Below are 18188 nucleotides of genomic sequence, written 5' to 3'. Positions count from 1 at the left end.
TCAATCTGTTCTATTGATCCCCGGCCAGCATGATTTTCGAGCGAACGGCGCTCCGAGAAGGTGAAGTAGCCGAGTTGTGCAAAGGAGCGGGGAAGATAACCAACCGCGTCATTTCATCATTCCATAGTTTAGCGGATATGACCGGGGTTTTCGGCGATCTTTCCGTCTTCCTCGTTGAGGTCGAGCACAATCGCTGCAAAGTGCGGTTGTGGAGAGGATTGCTTCCAGTTCAAAGACGGTGAACCTGGGCAGCAAGTGCTAAACGACCTTCGCGCGGGCCGCGGTAGTCATGCCGTTCATTGCAGGTTGAAGCGCGTTCAATCCCAGAGATCTGCGGTTATCGTCTGCTGTTTGCCTGCACGGTGGGTAAGGTTCCGGCTGTAGGTCATGATTGTTGTCCAGGAGCTTGTTGTTGACCGCCCAAATTGCTGCCTGGGTACGATTCGTCGCTCCTATCTTCCGAAAAATAGCCTTGACGTGAGCCTTAACCGTCGGCTCGGCAATTCCAAAGAAACGCGCGACGTGCTTGTTGGTATCTCCCAAGACAATTCGCTTCAGAATTGCCACCTCGCGAGCGGACAGCAAACTTAAGCTTGGTAGCGCGCAATCTTCCCCAACAGCATAATCTTGAGACGATTCCGGAGATAGCGTTGCGACGGTTTGTGATCTGACGGCCGCAAGCGGCCAGAGGCGTGAATCGACGACAATGAGATGTTCGTCGATAACGGAATTCAGACAGTTTAAAAGGACGTGCGGGGCGACGGAATTAAAGAGGGCCGCATTGACGCCGGATTCCAGCGCAGTTGCCAGACAGTCAGGAGCGCGTTCGTCGCCAACGGCTACAATGAAAGAAAGCGGATATTGCGCGCGGATTCGTTTGAAAACGACCTCATGCCTCTGCGCAACCCCAACTATAAACAAGCTCGTTTCGTCGTTGGGGACAGCGTCCAGCTCATCGAGTTCGGCGCCCCAGCCGTGTGGAAAAAAGCGCGTTCTCGAAAGGATAAGTCGAAGGCCTTCGCGAAATAACCCATCAATTTGGAGGATGAACGTTGGTACTATCGCAGCACTCGACATGTCCTAACATCCTCATGCAATCACTAAAGACTCGATCAGGCATTTCAAGCAGGGGCATGCAATTGTTCTTGGTGCTATTGGCGTCAGGAAAACTGGATATCCGACGCGCTCCAATTACATAAGATAAGCTTGTTCATGTACGCTGCATTTTACTCAGACTATCAGCGGATCCTTAAATGCCGCGAAGCTGGCGCAATCCGCCCAAAACGCGTGACATCGAGATTTTGGAACTCCGGAACGCACGTGCGCCCGACCAATGCTGGACGCTCGTAAGGTCAGAAAGTTCCTGCGGACCGTTTCCGAGGCTCGACTTAGTGGATCCTACCGCCAGTCGTAACGGGACATATCGGGGAACTCGTCTGGAACCTGGCGCGAGATTTACCGGTCGCGCCTGCAGGCGAACTTAAGTCCGTCGGGTAGGAATGTCCCAGCGAACTAATACGAGTTCGCGACTGTGCGCATGTGCCGAGACTGACTATGAATTGAGCAGAAGCCGCGGCCTCTGTCGCTGTCATAGGTCGGACAAATGCGCTTGATCACCGAGCGGACGCCCTCAGTCACCGTCGTGATACCTTTGTACAATAAGGCAGATCGCGTGCTGAGTACGCTGTGGGCTGCCTCTCGCCAGACCAATGTTGATTTCGAAATCTTAGTTGTCGACGATGGATCGACAGATGGCAGCGGATCTCTGGTGAAGTCGATCGGCCTGCCACATTGTCGGTTGATTGAGCAGAAGAACGCTGGCGTTTCCGCCGCTCGGAATCGGGGAATTAGAGCTGCCCGTAGCAAATGGGTCGCGCTGCTGGACGCAGATGACCTATGGTCGCATGACCACCTCGTGAAGCTTTGGCGAGCTGGCGAAGGCGGAAGTGCGATTGCCGTCTTCAGTAACCTGCGGCTGGAGAGCAGGGCAGGCCGTCCTCTAATCGATCCTCGTGTGCCGGCGCGGGAGATTGATGACTATTTCTCGTTTGCGCTTTCCAATGGCTCTTATCCCATCAGCTCGAGCTCGATCATGGTGCTACGAGACGAATTTCTGGCCGCAGGGCTTTTTGCTGAAGGCATCTCGACAGGGGAGGATGTTGACATGTGGTGCAGGTTAGCCTGCCGAGGCTCCTTCTCATATAATGCTGCGATATCCGCGACCTACAATGACGGGCGCTCACTCTCGCTGGGAGGCAGTCAGGTCTCTGGGCGGTGCCCGCTTTTCGCATCGCGTTTGGCGAATTTGATACGGGAGGGCACAGTTCCTGAGCGTCTGAAGGACAGCAGCAGGCGTTATGCAAACTTTCTCATGCTGGAACACGCGCGCCAGTTGCTGGACTCGGGGCGGTACGAGGAGGCACGGGAAGTCCTGCTTCAGGACTGCATTCCGCGCTATGACTTGAGCCGCTTTCTCAAGCGGCTGGCCAGGACGACGCTCGCAGGCCGAACGGTATTCGCGTGGAGGCAAGCGGCTGCAAGTCGATTTTGAGGCTTATGCGGCCGGCAAGATTAGTCTTCCGCCCCGTGTGGCGTCCTGGTGAATTGGGCAGTTGCACGCAGCCGATCGGCTCGAACCCATCGGGTTCGGTGTCCGCAGAGGAAGGCGAATGCAGAATACGCGACCATCATCAGGTGCAGCGGAACCTGCGCGAATTCCCTCAAGCCGATCAAGTCCCTGCCGGAGACGAACCAGGCGCTGACTAGGGAGAACGCAAAGACGAAGAACTCAAGGGCAACGCATGTCAATGCTACGCTTGGGCCGATGAGAACCAGATAGAGCAAGGAGACGATAAGGACTGCGATATTTGCCAGCGCCAGAATGCCGATGGGTGGAACCAGGAGATCGGCTGCCAATGCGAGCAGCCGTAAGTCTCGCGTCCGGAAGACATGCAGCGCGATACGGGGAAGATGGGTTCTGATGAGTCCGAGATGTCCGTGGATCCAGCGCCGCTTTTGCTGGGCTTGGCCGCGTTGCGTGTCCGGGAAATAGCTAGTCACGCGAACATCACGAAGGAAGCGCGGCGGATGGCCTGAGATCGCTAGTTCAAGTCCGAGGAAGAGGTCCTCAGCGAGATGTCCAGTTGCGAACAGCTCTTGATTGATCAATGCCCAGGGTAGGGCCATGCCAGTCCCAAGGAGTTGACAAGGTAGGCCCAGGCGGGCGTAGCCGCGTGGGCGGAAATCGTTCTTGATGCGCCAGGCGAATTCAGCCAATCGCGGCGGCGCGGGGCTGTCGGGGCGGGCGATCATGAGATCCAGGCACTGGATCGGCGCGCCTGTGGCCTGGCAGGCTTGGGCTAACAAAGCGACGCCGGAGCCACTGATTTGGCAGTCCGCGTCGATGATCACGACGACATCGGGGGGTGCCGAGGTCAACTCGCCAAGGCCGGCCGCGAGTGCAAAGCCCTTGCCGCGCCGCTCCAAATCCGTCCGGATGAGCACTTCGGCTCCGGCCTTTGCGGCGAGAAGAGCCGTTCGGTCGGTACAGTTGTCGGCCACCACGAGCAGTCGGTCGCCAGGGGCCAGATCGCTCGCAATCCGACAAAGCGTCGCCTCGATGTGTTGCTCCTCGTCGTGCGCCGGCACCAGCACCGCAACAGCGGCGCAGCACGGCGAGGCTGTGAATGGGTGATCATCGATAAAAATCATCGCGGCAGCTTGCGCAGCAAAACTCAGCGTAACAATGGTCAAGAGCATCGAGACGAGCCCTATCAGCAAGTTCAGAATGGTGAGCGTCATGATGAGGGGCGCTTATCCAAGGCGCGGGCCTCGCACGGTCGGTTCTCTGCTTTTCTGGCGATTGGAGGGCTCCCCATGGCCTCGCTTGACTGGGTCGTCGCACCTGTATCCGAAGCGGCGGGGCCGGCGAGAAGCAGATAGCCGCAACCGTGCAAGCGTAGCATTGCTCTTATCCGGGGACCTGAAGCGTCGATCGAGAATGCGCGGTGCATTCGGCGTTGATGTCCATAGGCGAGCAGAAGCAGACCCAGGAACATGGCGTCGAGGTGAGTCACGCCATCTAGGTCTACGACCAGGTTGCGTTTGGCGTGGCATGCTGCGGTAAATGCGGCACGGACCGGCAGGATGTTCCGCTGTGTCCATGCACCGGTGAATTCCAGGATCTCATCTTCGCCGCGCCTATGACGTCGAACGCGCGCCGTGGCCAGTTGCGTCACTGAGGGCCGATAAGCACTACAAAGGATCGCCCTGGGCAGAACCTGACGAAGCAGGACTGAGGTCAAGGTCACCAAATCGAGGGCATATCGGGTCCAGAGTGCGGGCTCCTCCTTGATACGCCACAGCCATTCCATTCCCAACCGGCGAAAGAGCAGGGGCGCGCGCTTGACGCTTCCGGCAACGAAGTTAATCGTGGCTCCAAGGTTACAAATAACGGGTGCCGAGATTCGTTGCTCATTTCGACTAAGCCACAGCAGTCCCTTGCGGGCGCCGATCGATACGACCAAGAGATCAGGAGTCGTCTGATTGATGGTGTCAAGGGTCGCAGGGGTGCTCATCGAGTCGACGGATCCGAAACCCGGAGACAGCGTGCCAGCGCACCGGATAGCTGACTTGATCTCGCTAAGCCGTTTGCGCACGCGTTCGCCAACATCGTCGGTCGCGCCGAAAAAGAAGGTGCTTATACGCCGCCCGGCGTCAGCCTGGAGAGCATCAAACAGGTCGGACCCGCATACGCGTTGTTGAACGGGAATTCCGAGCATACGCGCGAGCCAGAGCAGCGGCATCCCGTCAATGATGGAGAGGTCGCTCGCCAACGCGGCGTCTCTGAAGTCCGGGTCAGAGCGTATCAGACGCAAGAAGTTCGCGTTAGGTGTAACAAGGTTGCAGCGCCGCGTCTCTCTGATTGATGCGAGAAGGCGTTGTTTGGCTTCGTCGAATGTAACCGTGTCGCAGAGCAGCCCCTCGATGCAGACGACTTGGCGCGAGAAATCGGGAATGATTGGAATGTGGACGCCATGTCCGTGATCGGTCATTTGTGATTGCAAAGCAACATTCATAGAGCTGTACCCACTATCTCCCGCATGACGGGTCGCGGAGCCGCAACGGCGCGCGGTGTCGTGCCCTCGCCGGGAGCACGCGGATAAGTGTAGTCATCCGCGTCCCTGTCGAAGGCCGCTCTCACGTATTGGGTGGTGGGCAATGTCGACTAGTCCGTCCCGATATGCCGTCAGGATGCGAGCGAAGCAGCCGGCAATGGAATGTCGGAGCGATTGCGCGACGAAATCCGTCGTGGATCGTTGCGGAACGGAATCGATCGCGTGCAGCGAGTTGCTTGCAAGCGTTCGAAAGGACTAGTCACTTTGAAGCCGTTGCGGTGTCGCTACGCATGCCCTCATGTTTCTCGACGGGTCGCGAAATCTGGCCGAAGGCAAAGGCGTTACTGTTTTGCGCGGAGCTTGAAGAGCGTCCGATAATTGAGAGAGAAGGCCTGGAATGCGCCGTCCACCTACCAGCCGTGTCTATGTTGCCGGCACGGTCGTTCTCCTTGGAATCGGGATCTGCGCTGGAACGGTGGCAGACAGCGGTCGTGCATCGCGACAAGCCGTCGATGCAAAGAATCGGCCGTCACTTATCATGATCCCGGGTCACGAGTTCGCTGCGGCGAGCTACGTTCACGCCCGACTGGCCCCGGACGCTCCGCGCGATACGCATTCCGATAGGTGGGTTGCCGCGCTCCAGGAGCAGATCAAGACGCATTACGGAATAGCGTCGGTGAACATCAATCGGTACTCGCCGCCGCTGTACATTGTCTCTCACGATCAGGCGACTGTCCGTGTTCGGGCGGAACGGGCAGCGACCCCGGACTGGCGGTTCGAGCGGCTGCAGCAACAATGGGACGGCGTCCCGTTGCCCAGCGAATTTCGTCCATCAAGTGGCAGTGATGCTGAGGCGATCATCTACCAGCCGTCGACGGGGCGATACTGGGAGTTTTGGGGTATGGAAAGGACCGGTCGAAAGACAGCCAACTCTTCCGGCGGGTCCGTGGATGAATGGCGGGCCTCGTGGGGTGGCAGGATCGACGATCTTGCGGCTAGTCCAGGGTATTTCCGGACAACCAGCGAGGGATACAAATTTGGCGCGACAGCAACCGGCTTGGCGTTGCTTGGCGGGTTAATCACGATCGCGGAACAGAGGCGCGGAGAGATCAATCACGCCATTCACATAGCCGTCCCCCAGGCGCGCCGATCGATCTGGTCCTATCCAGCACAACGCACGGACGGCGAGGATAATGATCCCGAAGCGATCCCTGAAGGCACGACGTTTCGTATTCCAAGTGCCGTCAATCTTGATGAGATCGACATGGATCCTTACGCAGCGATGTTGGCCCGCGCCGCACAACGATATGGGATGGTCGTGCGAGACACAGCGGGCGCCGTTGTGTTCTACGCCGAGAACCCGCTTTCGAGTGGGCGGACCGATCCATACTTCGGCTCGGGTGGCATTCTGCAGTGTCCCGACGGCTACGCCGAGGCTGCCTGCTATCCTGACGGCAATAATCGGCTTCGCGGGTTCCCCTGGCAACTTCTCGAGGCAGTCGAGGCGAAGCAGGAGCACTGATGCCCTCGCCGCCGGTGTACATGACAATTGGGAGCCATACCGATGCTCGACTCGTCAGCTGGAAAAAGGCCCTATGCCGACCACGCGGTGGGCTACTCGTTCTCGTCTGATGTGTGGCGAGAGGGCATCGGCTTCAGAATTGCGATCGCAAAGATACGTCAACACCGGCCAGCTCTTCAGCGGCTGATGATTGTTGGGGTCATCATCGGAGGACTGGCTGGCGTTCTCTACGGAGTCGTGAAAGTGCCGACGTTCAGCGCTACTTCCGAACTACTCATTTCGAATACGACCCTGCAAATGTCCGGGCCGGACGCTGTTGTAACCCAGATCCTGGTTGAAAATGCACTGATCCAGAGCGCGATCGAAATGCTCAAATCTAGCCGGGTGCTCGAGCGCGTGATTGACAAAGTCGGGCTTGAGGAAACGGAAGATATGCTGCCGAAATCCAGCCTTGAACAACTCATTGGCCAGATCGGGTGGCATCACTTCCGCGGCCGATTGCTATCCGACATCGCCGCTGCGGGAGGAGGGCTTTCGGACGAAAAGAGAAGACAAAAGGTGCTGACACGACTGAGAGCGGACATAGTGGTGAGCCGCGTTGGCGCGAGCCTTATTGTTTCAGTTCGCGCGCGTGCACGCAGCCCCGACGACGCGCAACGGCTGACAGATGAGTTGGCTGCATCATTTGTTCAGGAGCAGAACGATACGAGTGCTGTGGTCAGCACAAGTGCCTCGTTGCGCGAGCGCATCAAGGTGCTCGGTCCGACGGCGAGGATCATCAGCGAAGCCGCGTCACCAACCTCGAGCGACGGTCCCCCCTTTGTAGCGATCGCGACGCTAGCGCCCATTTTTGGTGGATTGCTTGCGGCCTGCGTCGGAGTCGCTCTCGCCCTGTTCGATCGACGTCTGCGTAGCACGGAGCAATTGGTTGCCCTGACGTCAGCCGAGTGCTTCGGATTGCTGCCACACATCAAGGGCTCGCAAAAGGGCCAGCTCGAACTGATGTCAAGGTTGCGACGGTCGGCTCTACAGCGTGCGGGATCGGCTGTGCTCGAAACGTCAGGACGCCTTCCGCATTTTGTTGGGATAACATCCTACTGCCACGGAGAAGGAAAGACAGCGGTTGCGAACGGTTGGGCCAGATCTCTCGCGCGTGACGGCTCTCGTGTATTGCTTGTCGATGCTGGACAGGGCGGCACGAGCTCTGCGTCGGGGCGGACTCGAGCACAGATGGTCGGTTTGCACGAGGTACTGCGAGGGCAGGTAGCGCCGAATGAGGCTGTCCAGTCGGAGATCTGCCCCAATCTGGACTATCTACCGACCGGAGAGGTCTTGGGTAGTCTCGACGCACTCTGGGGCAATCTCGCATGCGCAATCAATGTGGACGGAGATTGTGCATACGAATGGGTCGTCTTGGATCTGCCTCCACTTGCGATGGCGGCAGATGTGCGATCCGCGGGCCAGATCATCGACCATTTGCTGATCGTCGTGGAATGGGGCCAAGCCACGGAAACTGAGTTGGACCAGGCGCTAGGTGCATTGGGATCCGCAAGGGACAGGATACTGGGGACCATTCTCAACAAGGTTCCATGGCGATTGCTTCGGTTTGAGACACGCCGTATGCGAACCCTCCAACGCGTTTCGGCACACCCCAAGGTCTAATCGGCGATCCGAGGAATAGGGATGATAAAGTGGAAAGCCATCAATATCGCGGTCAATGTCGGCATCGCCTTGGTGCTCTTGATCCGATCGTCAATAGCGGAAGACTACAAGCTCGGTGTATCCGATCGTCTGAAAGTCAAGGTGCAGGAATGGCCTGATCTCACCGGTGAATATACGGTGGCTGCTGATGGCGTCATCTCGGTGCCATTGCTCGGCAATGTCGATGCCAAAGGCCGGCGCCTGAGTGATGTGGCCGGAGAAATCTCCGATCGCCTGCAACGCCGCTCGGACGGCGCGGAAAGACCGGTCACCGCGATCGAGATTCTTCAGTATCGTCCATTTTCCATTGTCGGGGACGTCCAACGCCCCGGACAATATCCGTATCGCCCCGGCCTTACTGTCCTCGAGGCTATCGGCATTGCGGGCGGATACTACCGTCCCGAGTTCGGCTTGTTGCGTCTGGATCGCGACATGGCGTTGGCCAAGGGAGAAATGCGCACCCTGACAGTCAAGCAGTATCGCCTGTTGGCTCGCGAGGCCCGGCTGACAGCTGTTGTCACCGGGCACGCAAACCCCGATTTCCCGGCGCAACTTACCGATCGCAAGGACTCTCCCGAGATTGCTGCGATTATCGAAAGCGAGCGCCTGGCGCTCGATCTTGAGAACAACGCCATTCGTTCAGAACGGGCTGAGTTCGAGAAGATCAGATCGCTTTATCAAAACGAGATGCAATCACTTCGCGGCCAAGTCGACGCACTGGCACAGCAGAAGGAAAGTGCTCAAGAACAGTTGAAACAATTGCGCGCGCTCTCCGCGAAGGGACTGGCGCTCGCGCCGACGCTATTCTCTTTGGAGCGCTCGCTTGCGCAAATAGTCAACGAGCAAATGACCGTGGAGACGGCAATCGTAAGGGCACAAGAAAGTATCGCGTTGGCTGATCATCAGCTCCAGCAACGCGCTCAAGATAGAGGAAAGGCGGATGCGCGAGATCTTCAGCAGACAAAGGATGACATTGCGGAAGTTCGGTCACGAATCAAGATGCAGGGTGACTTGCTGAACGAGGCGCAAATCGGCGCGCCGGCCGAGGCGCGGGAGCGCCTGGCGGACAAGGATCGGCGTTCTGGCTTTATATTGATGCGAAAGGATGGTGATGCAACGCGAGAAATCGCGGTCGACGAGACGGGGACCGTCCAGCCGGGTGACATCATCAAGATTCCGATGATCCGCTCCGAGCCATACGAGGCGAGTAATATGCTCAGCCTACCTCAAGCAAAGGCGGAGAGGGCGGATCGGTGATTGAACGAATTCCAGCACGCTGTGCCTTATCTGGTCAGACTCGCACCGAGTCGGCGGATCGCTTCGGAGCGCGCCTCGAATTCAAATGGCGCCGCGCCGCCTGGATCCACAGGCGTTCCCAATAAAACGTCGATAGATGCGCCGCGAGCAAAGCGATCGCCAAGCCAATCGGTCGTTTGAGCAGGTAGCGCTGCGAAATGCTGCCATCAGCCCACCACCCATGCGCCGTGAGCGGATGAAAAATGTAGAGCGCATAGGAGATTGTGGCGACATAAGATAGGGGCTTGCTGCTCAAGAGAACGATCAGCTTGTTCGGCGGCTGCGAAAGCGTCGCCCATAGCAACAGACCTGTGGCGTAAGGCCGGAAGTACTGTAGGGAGTTACTTTCGGGGTGCGAGCTTGCCGCCCATAGGGCCGCCGCAATCGACCACGCAAAGAGAGATGTCGAGGCGCCCAGCCGTCGGAGGGGCAGGGTGGCTACGCAAGCCCCGATCAGGATTTCGTCGATCCGAAGATGAGTGGCGATCTCGATTGGAGCATTTTGGAGGATCCGAATTGCCGTGATGGCTACGCAGCAGGGCCAAACCACGATCAGGGACTTACGACCAGCAAACCCTGCCAGCGCCGTCACAAAGATGTAGAAGTGAACTTCCACGCAGAGGGACCAGAGGTGCTCCGTCACGGGAATCATCTGATCGGTGCGGTAGTTCAAGATGAAGCCAAGATGATAAAGCATTGCCTGTCGGCTGAGGCCAAAAGCCAAGAAGACCAATGCGAGATAGAGGTATGCCAGCGGCAGGATCCGAGAAATCCGCTTGACGACAAACTCGAGAACGCTCGCGGCGCGTAGGGTGCGAATGATCAGATAACCTGAGAGAGCAAAGAACAGGCTCATTCCCATCGGCCCGGCGGTCGAGTTTAGCTGGAGAGACTTGGGTCCGAGTGGAAATAGGTGGGCCGCGAGCACAAGGCAGATACTGATCGCGCGAAGTCCATCGAGAGCCGCCGTGTCGTGCCTTGCGGTATTGATGGCTTGGTCTCCCGATTCACTGGGTACATCAGCGGTTGGAAGTGTGAGGTATTGGCCTGGCCGTAACCGAGTTCTGCGATGGTGGTCAGGATTAGGGGTGACCATATCCATCGTTACCGGCTTCTGCTGTTCCGGGCGACCATGCAAGCCGTCACCTTTGATCTATTTCGCGGCGTTGGGGGAGGAATCGTTGATATGCGAGACCGGACATATCCAGGAGGTCTTCGATGAGAACACGGACGTGAATAGCCAATTCGTGTCGGACGATCATGAGAGCGGCAAGCCAGAATGCGACCGAGATTGCGCCTGATACGACGAAGCCCAACAAAATTTCCGTGGTGCTTTCAGTCAAAAGCTGCCGCATAGCCAATGGGACGGGCAGCACTGCTAGCGTGGCGACGAGGCTTCTTGCCCAAGCCCTGAACAGTCGTCCAACATCGTACCCAATGACGGGCCTGAGCACTGACAAGTAACAGGCCACGAATAATGTGCTGCTCAGCGGTAACGCCCACATTGCTCCTTCAATTCCAAGAGATAAGCCGGCTCCAAGTATGGCGATCGTAAAGATGCAAATTGCGGACTCGCAGGTGAACAGTAATCGTTGACGCCGTTTGACGATCAAGAAGTCGTAATATGGCCCGACCGTGAGAGTTACGGCATGAGCGATCGCGATTGGCACCATCATCGAGCTTGTGGCCCGCCACGCATCTCCGTAGATCGTCCTGACCAGTGGTTCGGCCCAAATGGCCAATAGCGCGTAGACCGGCCAGGCCAATCCCGTCATCGTTTCGACGAAAGAGCCGTATACAGATGCCAAGTCGGCGCCCCGACCGACCCGATCGCCAAGGTTTGGCAGCAGTGGCCTAGTGATGCCGAGAACGAGACCATTCCTGACGAAGGAGACCAGATTTTGAGCGCGGGAAAACAGGGCAGCGTTGGCGAGCCCGAGCACTCGACCAATCATCAGTTCGGGGGCGGACAAACCGGCGCTGCTAACCAGGAAGGTCCCGGAGGTCCAACCTCCAAACGTGAGCAGGCGCCGTGACCCTGCCAACGTCGGAGAGAGACGCAGGCCCCGCGGATCGTAAGCGATGGTCGTTGCTGCCGACATCATGGCTGAGGAAAAATAACCCCAGGCCAAAGCGTCAGCTCCGTAGCCTCGGACCGCCAGGACAATGGAGACGGCGCTTTGGCAAGCCGCCGCGGCCACGCCAACGGTAAGGAGGACGCCAAAACGCATCGCGCGCATCAGTCGCATCGTCGCCGGAAAGGCGATCGCAGGACCAAGCTGCGCAAAAGCCAGGATCCGCAAGCAGTGACCAAGCGCAGCGTCGTCATAGAAGGCGGCGAGCACAAAGCTTAACCCGAACAATCCAGCAGCGAGGCATACGGCTATAGTGAGGCTCAGGCCGAAGGCGGCTCTCAAAAGCGAGTCATCGAACTCGGGAGAGCTGACCACATAGGAACCCAGGGCCGAATCCTTCAAGTCCGCGACGGTTCCCACGGCGGCAATTGCAATGGAGTATGAGCCGGCCTGGCGTGGTGTAAGCAGATGGGCGATTGCAATGCCGGTTGCAAAGAATAGCAGGAACGTTGCGTTCTGCTGTATGGTGGAACTAAGGATTGCCTGCCGAAGACGCATTACCGTGCCTCCCGCTTCGCGCTTCTTCTCGGATCTAGCAATCGCCGCCACAGGTGCGCTAGCAGGCCGTACCCAGTCATGCGCACGATCTCGGTGGCGTGTTGCCGAGCGCGTGCCGCAATCCGAGAACCGCGGTCTGGCTGTCGTCGGGCGGCCATAAATAGAGAGGCGGCGAGCATCTCCGGTCGGAATTGCCCCGCTGGAGCAATCCGGCGTGCGTCGGCGTCAAGCCGTCCGATCAGGGACGTCGCAAGATAGCCCTGATCCAGGCAACAGAGCTCAGGTTCGCCGGTGAAGAGGAGCTCGTAACCTGCCGAAAGCGCCTGATCAGCGATCTCCAAAGTATATGCGCCATGCGGAAAAGAGAGTGCGTCAACAGTGCCCTGGCCGTAGGGTGTGATGATCTCTTTTAGTACAGCACGAGGATGAGAAAGCTCCACTGCTACGTCTGACGAGGCCGGGAATGCCGAATGGGTCTTCCCGTGCGCGCCAATCCAAATCCCGTTCGCAACAAGGGTCGCGATTTCCTCCCGGCGCAGCATTTGGCGCGGACTTCTGACGCGCTGCAAGTCGATATCCAAGGTGGAGAGCACGAGTTCAACCAGCCCCGCATCATAGTTGGGACCCCGGCGCACGATGTTCCAGATGAGATTTGCATCCTGCGGCTCGCGGACGCAACCAATCAGAATCGTGTGCAGGCAGGTAAGTTGCCGCTGGCTCACCCGTCCGCGCGAAACGGCCCAGAGCAGGTCCTCGGTCCAAAGCCGCTCTGAGCTTCCGATGCTGTCCGAGGTGATGAAAATGGTCGCCGTCGCCCCGTGCTTACGCAGCAACGGGAGCGCATAGTCGAGATTATCGGCAAAGCCGTCATCGAATGTAAGCAGGAGGCTTCTGGCGGGTAAAGGGCGCGCTCGCTTCAGGGCTTGCCTTACGTCGTCGAGCGAGACGATCGAATAGTGCCGTTTGAGAAATTCAAGGCACTGGTCGAATGCTGCTTCTTCGAGCGTCCATGGGGCCAGTGCCGTCTCCCAGCGCGCATCCCCGCGCCGGAGGACGCGATGAAACGTGACGACGGTCAACGTGCGCCTGTTTCGGAGCCTGTGATACAAAGTTAGTGCGCCTGTCCGGTATAGGGCATTCCGGGTGAACTGGCGCAGGAAGCGGGCGGCCTCTGATCGTGTCGCACATGAGGCGTCACGTCCGGCATGTATGAGTTTCGCTTCCGTCACCCTCACCGCCGATCTTGACCTTCGGTTGCTAGCTTCCGCAGGTGCGATAGTCGGCCGTGGAGCGGGGGCGTCAATGATCAGTCGGGACTAGTACGCAATTCCGCATGGGGAGGGATACTCGCCACGCCGGGTCCGCGTTACGAGTTGTCTGGATTAAAAGCGGCATGACACCGTAATCGCAGAAGGAACCGGTCTGACACGATCGTCGCCGGCGCAACGCCGCTCTCAACCGCAGGAACACATGCACATGCAGGCTCTTCAAGTGATCGAGCGAATAGTTCCGGATCGACTGCGTCAAGGCGCTCGCGAGTTGGCAGATGCGGTGTTCGTTCGTCGGCCTCCCGGCCGGGATGTCGGAAGGACTCCACAGCCGCTCAATCAAGACTATGAGACGGGACGATGGGACTATCTCAGTAATCTCGAGGAAATGGCCCGCTATGCCGTGATCGACGGATATTGCAGACATAATGGGAGTATCTCGAGTGTGCTCGACCTCGGGTGCGGGTCTGGCATCCTGCGTCAGTGGCTCAATTCCCACGAAATTATCGATTATGTGGGCGTTGATCTTTCGGACTACGCCATCGGAATCGCGAGGCGGAAGTGGGCAGATCCACATACGAGGTTTGTCGCAATGGACGTCGCGTCCTACACGCCGGACCGAAAGTTTGACATGATCGTTTTCAACGAGGTGCTCTATTATTTCCCGTACCCCGAAGACATCCTGATGCGCTTCGCAGCGTTCCTGGAGAAAGACGGATTCTTTATCATATCGCTGTGGGACTCATCCGATTCCCGCCGAGCCTGGCAGACCGCTCGGAGCAACGTGGATGTGATCGATAGCGTCCAAATGAGGCACCGGTCTGGGGTGTCCTGGAATGTCCGGAAATGTCGACCGGTCGGCGACACGAAGTAGTGAAGCGGAGACGCCATATGCAGATGGCTGGCCGGGAAGCCTATCATCCGACGAACGATCGCAGAGTTGCGGCGAACGGCAGGTCGGTCGTTCTATACCTGATCAATCAATATCCGGCCGTTACGCATACGTTCATTAAGCGGGAAGTGCAGGCACTCGAACGCCAGGACGTTGAGGTCGTTCGGGTAGCAGCACGAGCCGGACGGGCATTGGTGGATCCCGGAGATGTACTGGAAGAGCAACGAACGACCTATCTGATCCGACAGCCGCTTGACTTATTGCGCGCGCTGGCCGAGCTCATGTTGTTGCGTCCCCTTAGCTTTGCGAAGGCGTTTGTAACCACGATGAGCCTGATGCGCAGGAGCGACCGGGGGCCGTTGCTGCACATTCTCTATCTTGTCGAAGCTTGCAAAGTTGCTTCGATCGTGCGGGCCACTGGTGCGGCGCATATTCACGCTCACTTCGGAACAAACCCGGCCGAATTGGCATTGCTCGCTGCTCAATTGTCCGGCGTGACCTATAGCTTCACGGTCCATGGATACGATGAGTATGACAAACCTGAATTCATTGGCTTGTGGGCCAAGATTCACGAAGCGGCATTCGTCGCTACGGTGAGCCACTACGGGCGGTCTCAACTCTATCGCTGGTGCGATGCTGCCGATAGAAGCAAGATCAAACTGATCCGTTGCGGCCTGGACCGAACGTTCTATGACATGGCCGAAGACAAGCCGAGCACTGCCGCGAGGTTGGTGTGCGTTGGGCGGCTTTGCCGCGAAAAAGGACAGAGCATTCTCGTCAAGGCCGCGGCGATGGTCGCGACCGCTGGGCGCAAGTTCGAACTGGTGATTGTTGGGGACGGCGAAGGGCGAGCCGAGCTCGAAGAGTTGATTGCCGAGTACGGGCTGTCGGACTCGATCCGGCTGTGCGGTTGGCTCAGCAGCGCCGATGTTCGGCGTGAAATGCTGAGCGCTCGGGCACTAGTGGTTGCAAGCTTGGCTGAAAACCTCCCCGTCGTCATCATGGAGGCAATGGCCCTGCGGCGCCCGGTAATTGCGACGCAAATCGCTGGAGTTCCAGAACTGGTCGTTTCCCGCGAAACCGGCTGGCTTGTGCCTGCAGGATGCCCGGAGGCGCTCGCCGCAGCGATGACCGATTGTCTACTCGCCCCGTCCGAGACGCTGCATTCAATGGGACGACTGTCGCGTGAACGCGTGATGGCATTACACGACGTTGATCGTGAGGCGACAGTCTTGATGGAGCTATTTGCAGAACTTACGTCGCGTCGTGCTGGTCCCCCCGGCGCGGCGCGACCGCTTACGACGGCAATCCAATAACGCGGCTAGTCGCAGTTGATGGAGGGGCGGGACGCAAGGCCGTCCTCGGTAGGCCCGTCGAGGCGCACACGGTGCCTATTGTGAACCAAAAGAACCACTGAAATTGCAGATAATCGAGGAGATTATCTGAATAGAACATCATGAGATAGCCGACGCACAACAGGAGCATGGTGAAAGTGCCGGCCAAATCCGCTCTCATCCTTGAGACAAGCCTGAATGCAATTACGGCCATCAACGCGGCGAAGCTCAACAGCCCTACGTTGCCCATTTCGAAGTAGATCTGCAGAATTGCATTGTGCGGGCCGATGCCGTCCTGACCGGCGCCGCGTGCGAAGAACAACGGGAAATAGGATTGATAGGAGCCCAAGCCATAGCCAAACCAACCGGAGGGGTTTGCCGCAAGCCATTCAAGCGTGTCATTCCAGAGGATTTCGCGCCATGCCATAGAGTTTAGATGCTCGTAGGCCCCGTCGACGGCACCTGACTGAAGATCCGCCAGTCGCTCGGATACCCCGGGGACGAACAGTGCCAGCGGCAAAATAGTCAACGGCACGAGCCAGCGCCGATCTACGACGAGTGAATAGCCGGCCATAAGAAGCAACGCCGATAGCCATGCGCTCCGCGTCTTTGTAAGCAGCAGCAGGAAAACTAGATAGACAGCATAGGCCGCGGTGACTCGCCGCATCCGCGGCGAGATGCGGAAGGTGGCGGAGCTGTGCATGTAGAGAATAAGAGCCAGAACGCCGACGATGTAGAACGCGTAGATATTTGGATGGGTGAACGTGCTCTGCAATCGCTCCTCTCCGGTAAGAGATTGCGGCTGCTTGGCGAGTTCGAGCAAGGAATAGAGCGACGGTACAATCGACGAGGCGAGCGCGACCGTGAGGCATTGCGCGGCCGCGGTCTGGTTCTTGACAACGATATACGGAATCGAGAAAGCGGCAGCGTATGTGACGAGATCGAGGACGTCGCGCGTTCCCGCGCTTAGGTCGGGCGTATGCAAGAGGGATATAGCGGCCGCAGCGATCAGACCGGCCCAGGCAAGCAGCGGCGAAGAAAGAGCGGCACGCGGAACCTGCACGATAGCGAGCATCGCCAAAGCGATCATGAGGGCATTGATCACAGCGCCGGGACCAGATTGCTGGCCGATATTTGCCTTTATCCAATCAAACCCTCGATCGCACGATGGGCGCATGAGCATGATGATGAGCATCGCTTGGCGCACGCCAATGACACGTGTCAACATGAGCAGCAAGCCAGCCGTGACGAGGATGATGACAGACACGGTACCCCTCGACAACAGCGAGCTTATTCAGCGCCTAGCCGATCGTCGACCGGAGCGACAAATCGTCCAATAGGACGATTTCGGCAACTCGGCAAAAGCTCAAAAGTATAGGCGCATGCGCATCTGACCTAGCACAGGCGAAATCTCGTCCATCTCTCGCTTTCGGCGTTATCGTCGGCGTTGACACGACGCCGCGGTGAAAGCTCGCATGGCAAGAGCCGGCATCGAAGACTTGCGCCGTACCGGCATCGTGCTGATCGCACGTCGTCGACTGGCCCAACTGGTCGCCAGGACGGGGTTGGGGGCCATCATTGTGAGAAGCCAGCATGCAGTGGCCAACTGTTACCGGATCGTCTGCTCCTTCCAGGCAACTCGGGCGTAGCCGACAAGAACGGCACGGGTTGACCCGTGCTGCGAGTGTGATTGAGACGGAAGCGACGACCAGCGCCAAGTTCGAGCGCGGTCATATCACCGAAGCGCGTGGCTCGATTTTGAGATCGCGGAAGAAGCGAGCGGGCGGCACGGAGATCGCTCGACGGGAGGAAACTGGAGCAAATGGTGTACTTAAGAGACTATTCGACCTTGTGGTTGGAGGACTAGCGGTCGCATTCCTATTGGTCCCGATTCTTCTCATTGCGATTGCAATTGTCATAGAGACGCCGGGGCCCGCGTTGTTTCGTCAGTGGCGCGGCGGACGAGGAGGACGGCGGTTTCAAATCTTGAAGTTTCGTACCATGACGTGCATGGAGGACGGTGTCCATGTACGCCAAGCACGGCCCGACGATGCGCGGGTGACAAGGGTTGGGCGGGTTCTCCGCAAGACGAGCATGGACGAACTACCTCAGCTATTCAACGTCGTCCGAGGAGAAATGTCGCTCGTCGGTCCTCGTCCCCATGCGCTCGTCCACGACGCGATGTATTCGAGACTGATTACAAGATACGCCTATCGTCACTCGGTAAAGCCGGGAATGACCGGCTGGGCGCAGGTCAATGGATGCAGAGGCGAGACGAGTGACCTGATGGCCATGGAGAAGCGCGTCGCGCGTGACCTTGCATACATTCGCCACTGGTCGGTTTGGCTCGATCTCGTCATCGTCGCGATGACCGTGCGAGAAATCGTCCGTCCCCGGAACGCGTGCTGATGGCCCGCGGGCTTGA

General features: G+C 58.2%; 14 protein-coding genes. 7 read left to right on the top strand and 7 right to left on the bottom strand.

Features of this window, described 5'->3' with window-relative positions:
* Positions 1-258 precede the first annotated feature (258 nt).
* Entirely contained in the window at positions 259-1077 is an 819-nt protein-coding gene (locus tag CK489_RS28490; protein WP_095734584.1) for a response regulator transcription factor, read from the bottom strand.
* 526 nt (positions 1078-1603) lie between these two features.
* On the opposite strand from CK489_RS28490, the gene CK489_RS28485 reads away from it, so the two are divergent.
* A complete protein-coding gene (locus CK489_RS28485) occupies positions 1604-2551 on the top strand; it encodes a glycosyltransferase family 2 protein (RefSeq protein WP_095734583.1) in 948 nt (315 codons plus the stop codon).
* 20 nt (positions 2552-2571) lie between these two features.
* On the opposite strand, the gene CK489_RS28480 is transcribed toward CK489_RS28485, so the two are convergent.
* Both CK489_RS28480 and CK489_RS28475 read right to left on the bottom strand, forming a co-directional pair.
* A complete protein-coding gene (locus CK489_RS28480; RefSeq protein WP_095734582.1) occupies positions 2572-3801 on the bottom strand; it encodes a glycosyltransferase family 2 protein in 1230 nt (409 codons plus the stop codon).
* A complete protein-coding gene (locus CK489_RS28475; RefSeq protein WP_158226515.1) occupies positions 3798-5054 on the bottom strand; it encodes a WecB/TagA/CpsF family glycosyltransferase in 1257 nt (418 codons plus the stop codon). The genes CK489_RS28480 and CK489_RS28475 overlap by 4 nt, the downstream gene beginning before the upstream one ends.
* A gap of 460 nt (positions 5055-5514) precedes the next feature.
* Between CK489_RS28475 and CK489_RS28470 the strand changes: the two genes are divergently transcribed.
* The 3 genes from CK489_RS28470 to CK489_RS28460 are packed head-to-tail and all read left to right on the top strand — an operon-like array spanning position 5515 to position 9597.
* The gene (locus CK489_RS28470) at positions 5515-6639 is read left to right on the top strand and encodes a hypothetical protein (protein ID WP_143278248.1); all 1125 of its coding nucleotides are present in this window, start codon (positions 5515-5517) and stop codon (positions 6637-6639) included.
* A 42-nt stretch (positions 6640-6681) separates the two neighbouring features.
* Positions 6682-8301: a hypothetical protein gene (locus tag CK489_RS28465; protein WP_095734579.1), complete on the top strand. Its 1620-nt coding sequence runs from the start codon at positions 6682-6684 to the stop codon at positions 8299-8301.
* A 21-nt stretch (positions 8302-8322) separates the two neighbouring features.
* Positions 8323-9597, top strand: a complete 1275-nt coding sequence (locus CK489_RS28460) for a polysaccharide biosynthesis/export family protein (protein ID WP_095734578.1) — start codon at positions 8323-8325, stop codon at positions 9595-9597.
* A 34-nt stretch (positions 9598-9631) separates the two neighbouring features.
* On the opposite strand, the gene CK489_RS28455 is transcribed toward CK489_RS28460, so the two are convergent.
* The 3 genes from CK489_RS28455 to CK489_RS28445 are packed head-to-tail and all read right to left on the bottom strand — an operon-like array spanning position 9632 to position 13348.
* A complete protein-coding gene (locus CK489_RS28455) occupies positions 9632-10732 on the bottom strand; it encodes an acyltransferase family protein (protein WP_245350534.1) in 1101 nt (366 codons plus the stop codon).
* A 46-nt stretch (positions 10733-10778) separates the two neighbouring features.
* Positions 10779-12269 carry an oligosaccharide flippase family protein gene (locus CK489_RS28450; RefSeq protein ID WP_095734576.1) on the bottom strand — a complete coding sequence of 497 codons (1491 nt, stop codon included), beginning with the start codon at positions 12267-12269 and terminating at the stop codon, positions 10779-10781.
* Positions 12269-13348 carry a polysaccharide deacetylase family protein gene (locus tag CK489_RS28445; protein ID WP_158226514.1) on the bottom strand — a complete coding sequence of 360 codons (1080 nt, stop codon included), beginning with the start codon at positions 13346-13348 and terminating at the stop codon, positions 12269-12271. Before CK489_RS28445 ends, CK489_RS28450 begins: the two co-directional genes overlap by 1 nt.
* Before the next feature lie 397 nt (positions 13349-13745).
* On the opposite strand from CK489_RS28445, the gene CK489_RS28440 reads away from it, so the two are divergent.
* A complete protein-coding gene (locus tag CK489_RS28440; protein ID WP_158226513.1) occupies positions 13746-14411 on the top strand; it encodes a class I SAM-dependent methyltransferase in 666 nt (221 codons plus the stop codon).
* A 17-nt stretch (positions 14412-14428) separates the two neighbouring features.
* Positions 14429-15745, top strand: a complete 1317-nt coding sequence (locus CK489_RS28435; RefSeq protein WP_245350519.1) for a glycosyltransferase family 4 protein — start codon at positions 14429-14431, stop codon at positions 15743-15745.
* Here the strand turns inward: CK489_RS28435 and CK489_RS28430 are convergent.
* Positions 15726-17030: an O-antigen ligase family protein gene (locus tag CK489_RS28430; RefSeq protein WP_143278246.1), complete on the bottom strand. Its 1305-nt coding sequence runs from the start codon at positions 17028-17030 to the stop codon at positions 15726-15728. The genes CK489_RS28435 and CK489_RS28430 overlap by 20 nt on opposite strands.
* Before the next feature lie 326 nt (positions 17031-17356).
* Here CK489_RS28430 and CK489_RS28425 point away from each other — a divergent pair, with 326 nt between their 5' ends.
* Complete coding sequence (locus CK489_RS28425; protein WP_095734572.1) at positions 17357-18172, top strand: exopolysaccharide biosynthesis polyprenyl glycosylphosphotransferase; 816 nt, start codon at positions 17357-17359, stop codon at positions 18170-18172.
* Positions 18173-18188 lie beyond the last annotated feature (16 nt).

It is taken from the genome of Bradyrhizobium sp. UFLA03-84, assembly GCF_002289535.1.
GTDB lineage: Bacteria > Pseudomonadota > Alphaproteobacteria > Rhizobiales > Xanthobacteraceae > Bradyrhizobium > Bradyrhizobium viridifuturi.
The sequence above is the reverse complement of the archived record's forward strand: the minus strand, read 5'-3'. Positions and strand labels throughout refer to the sequence as shown.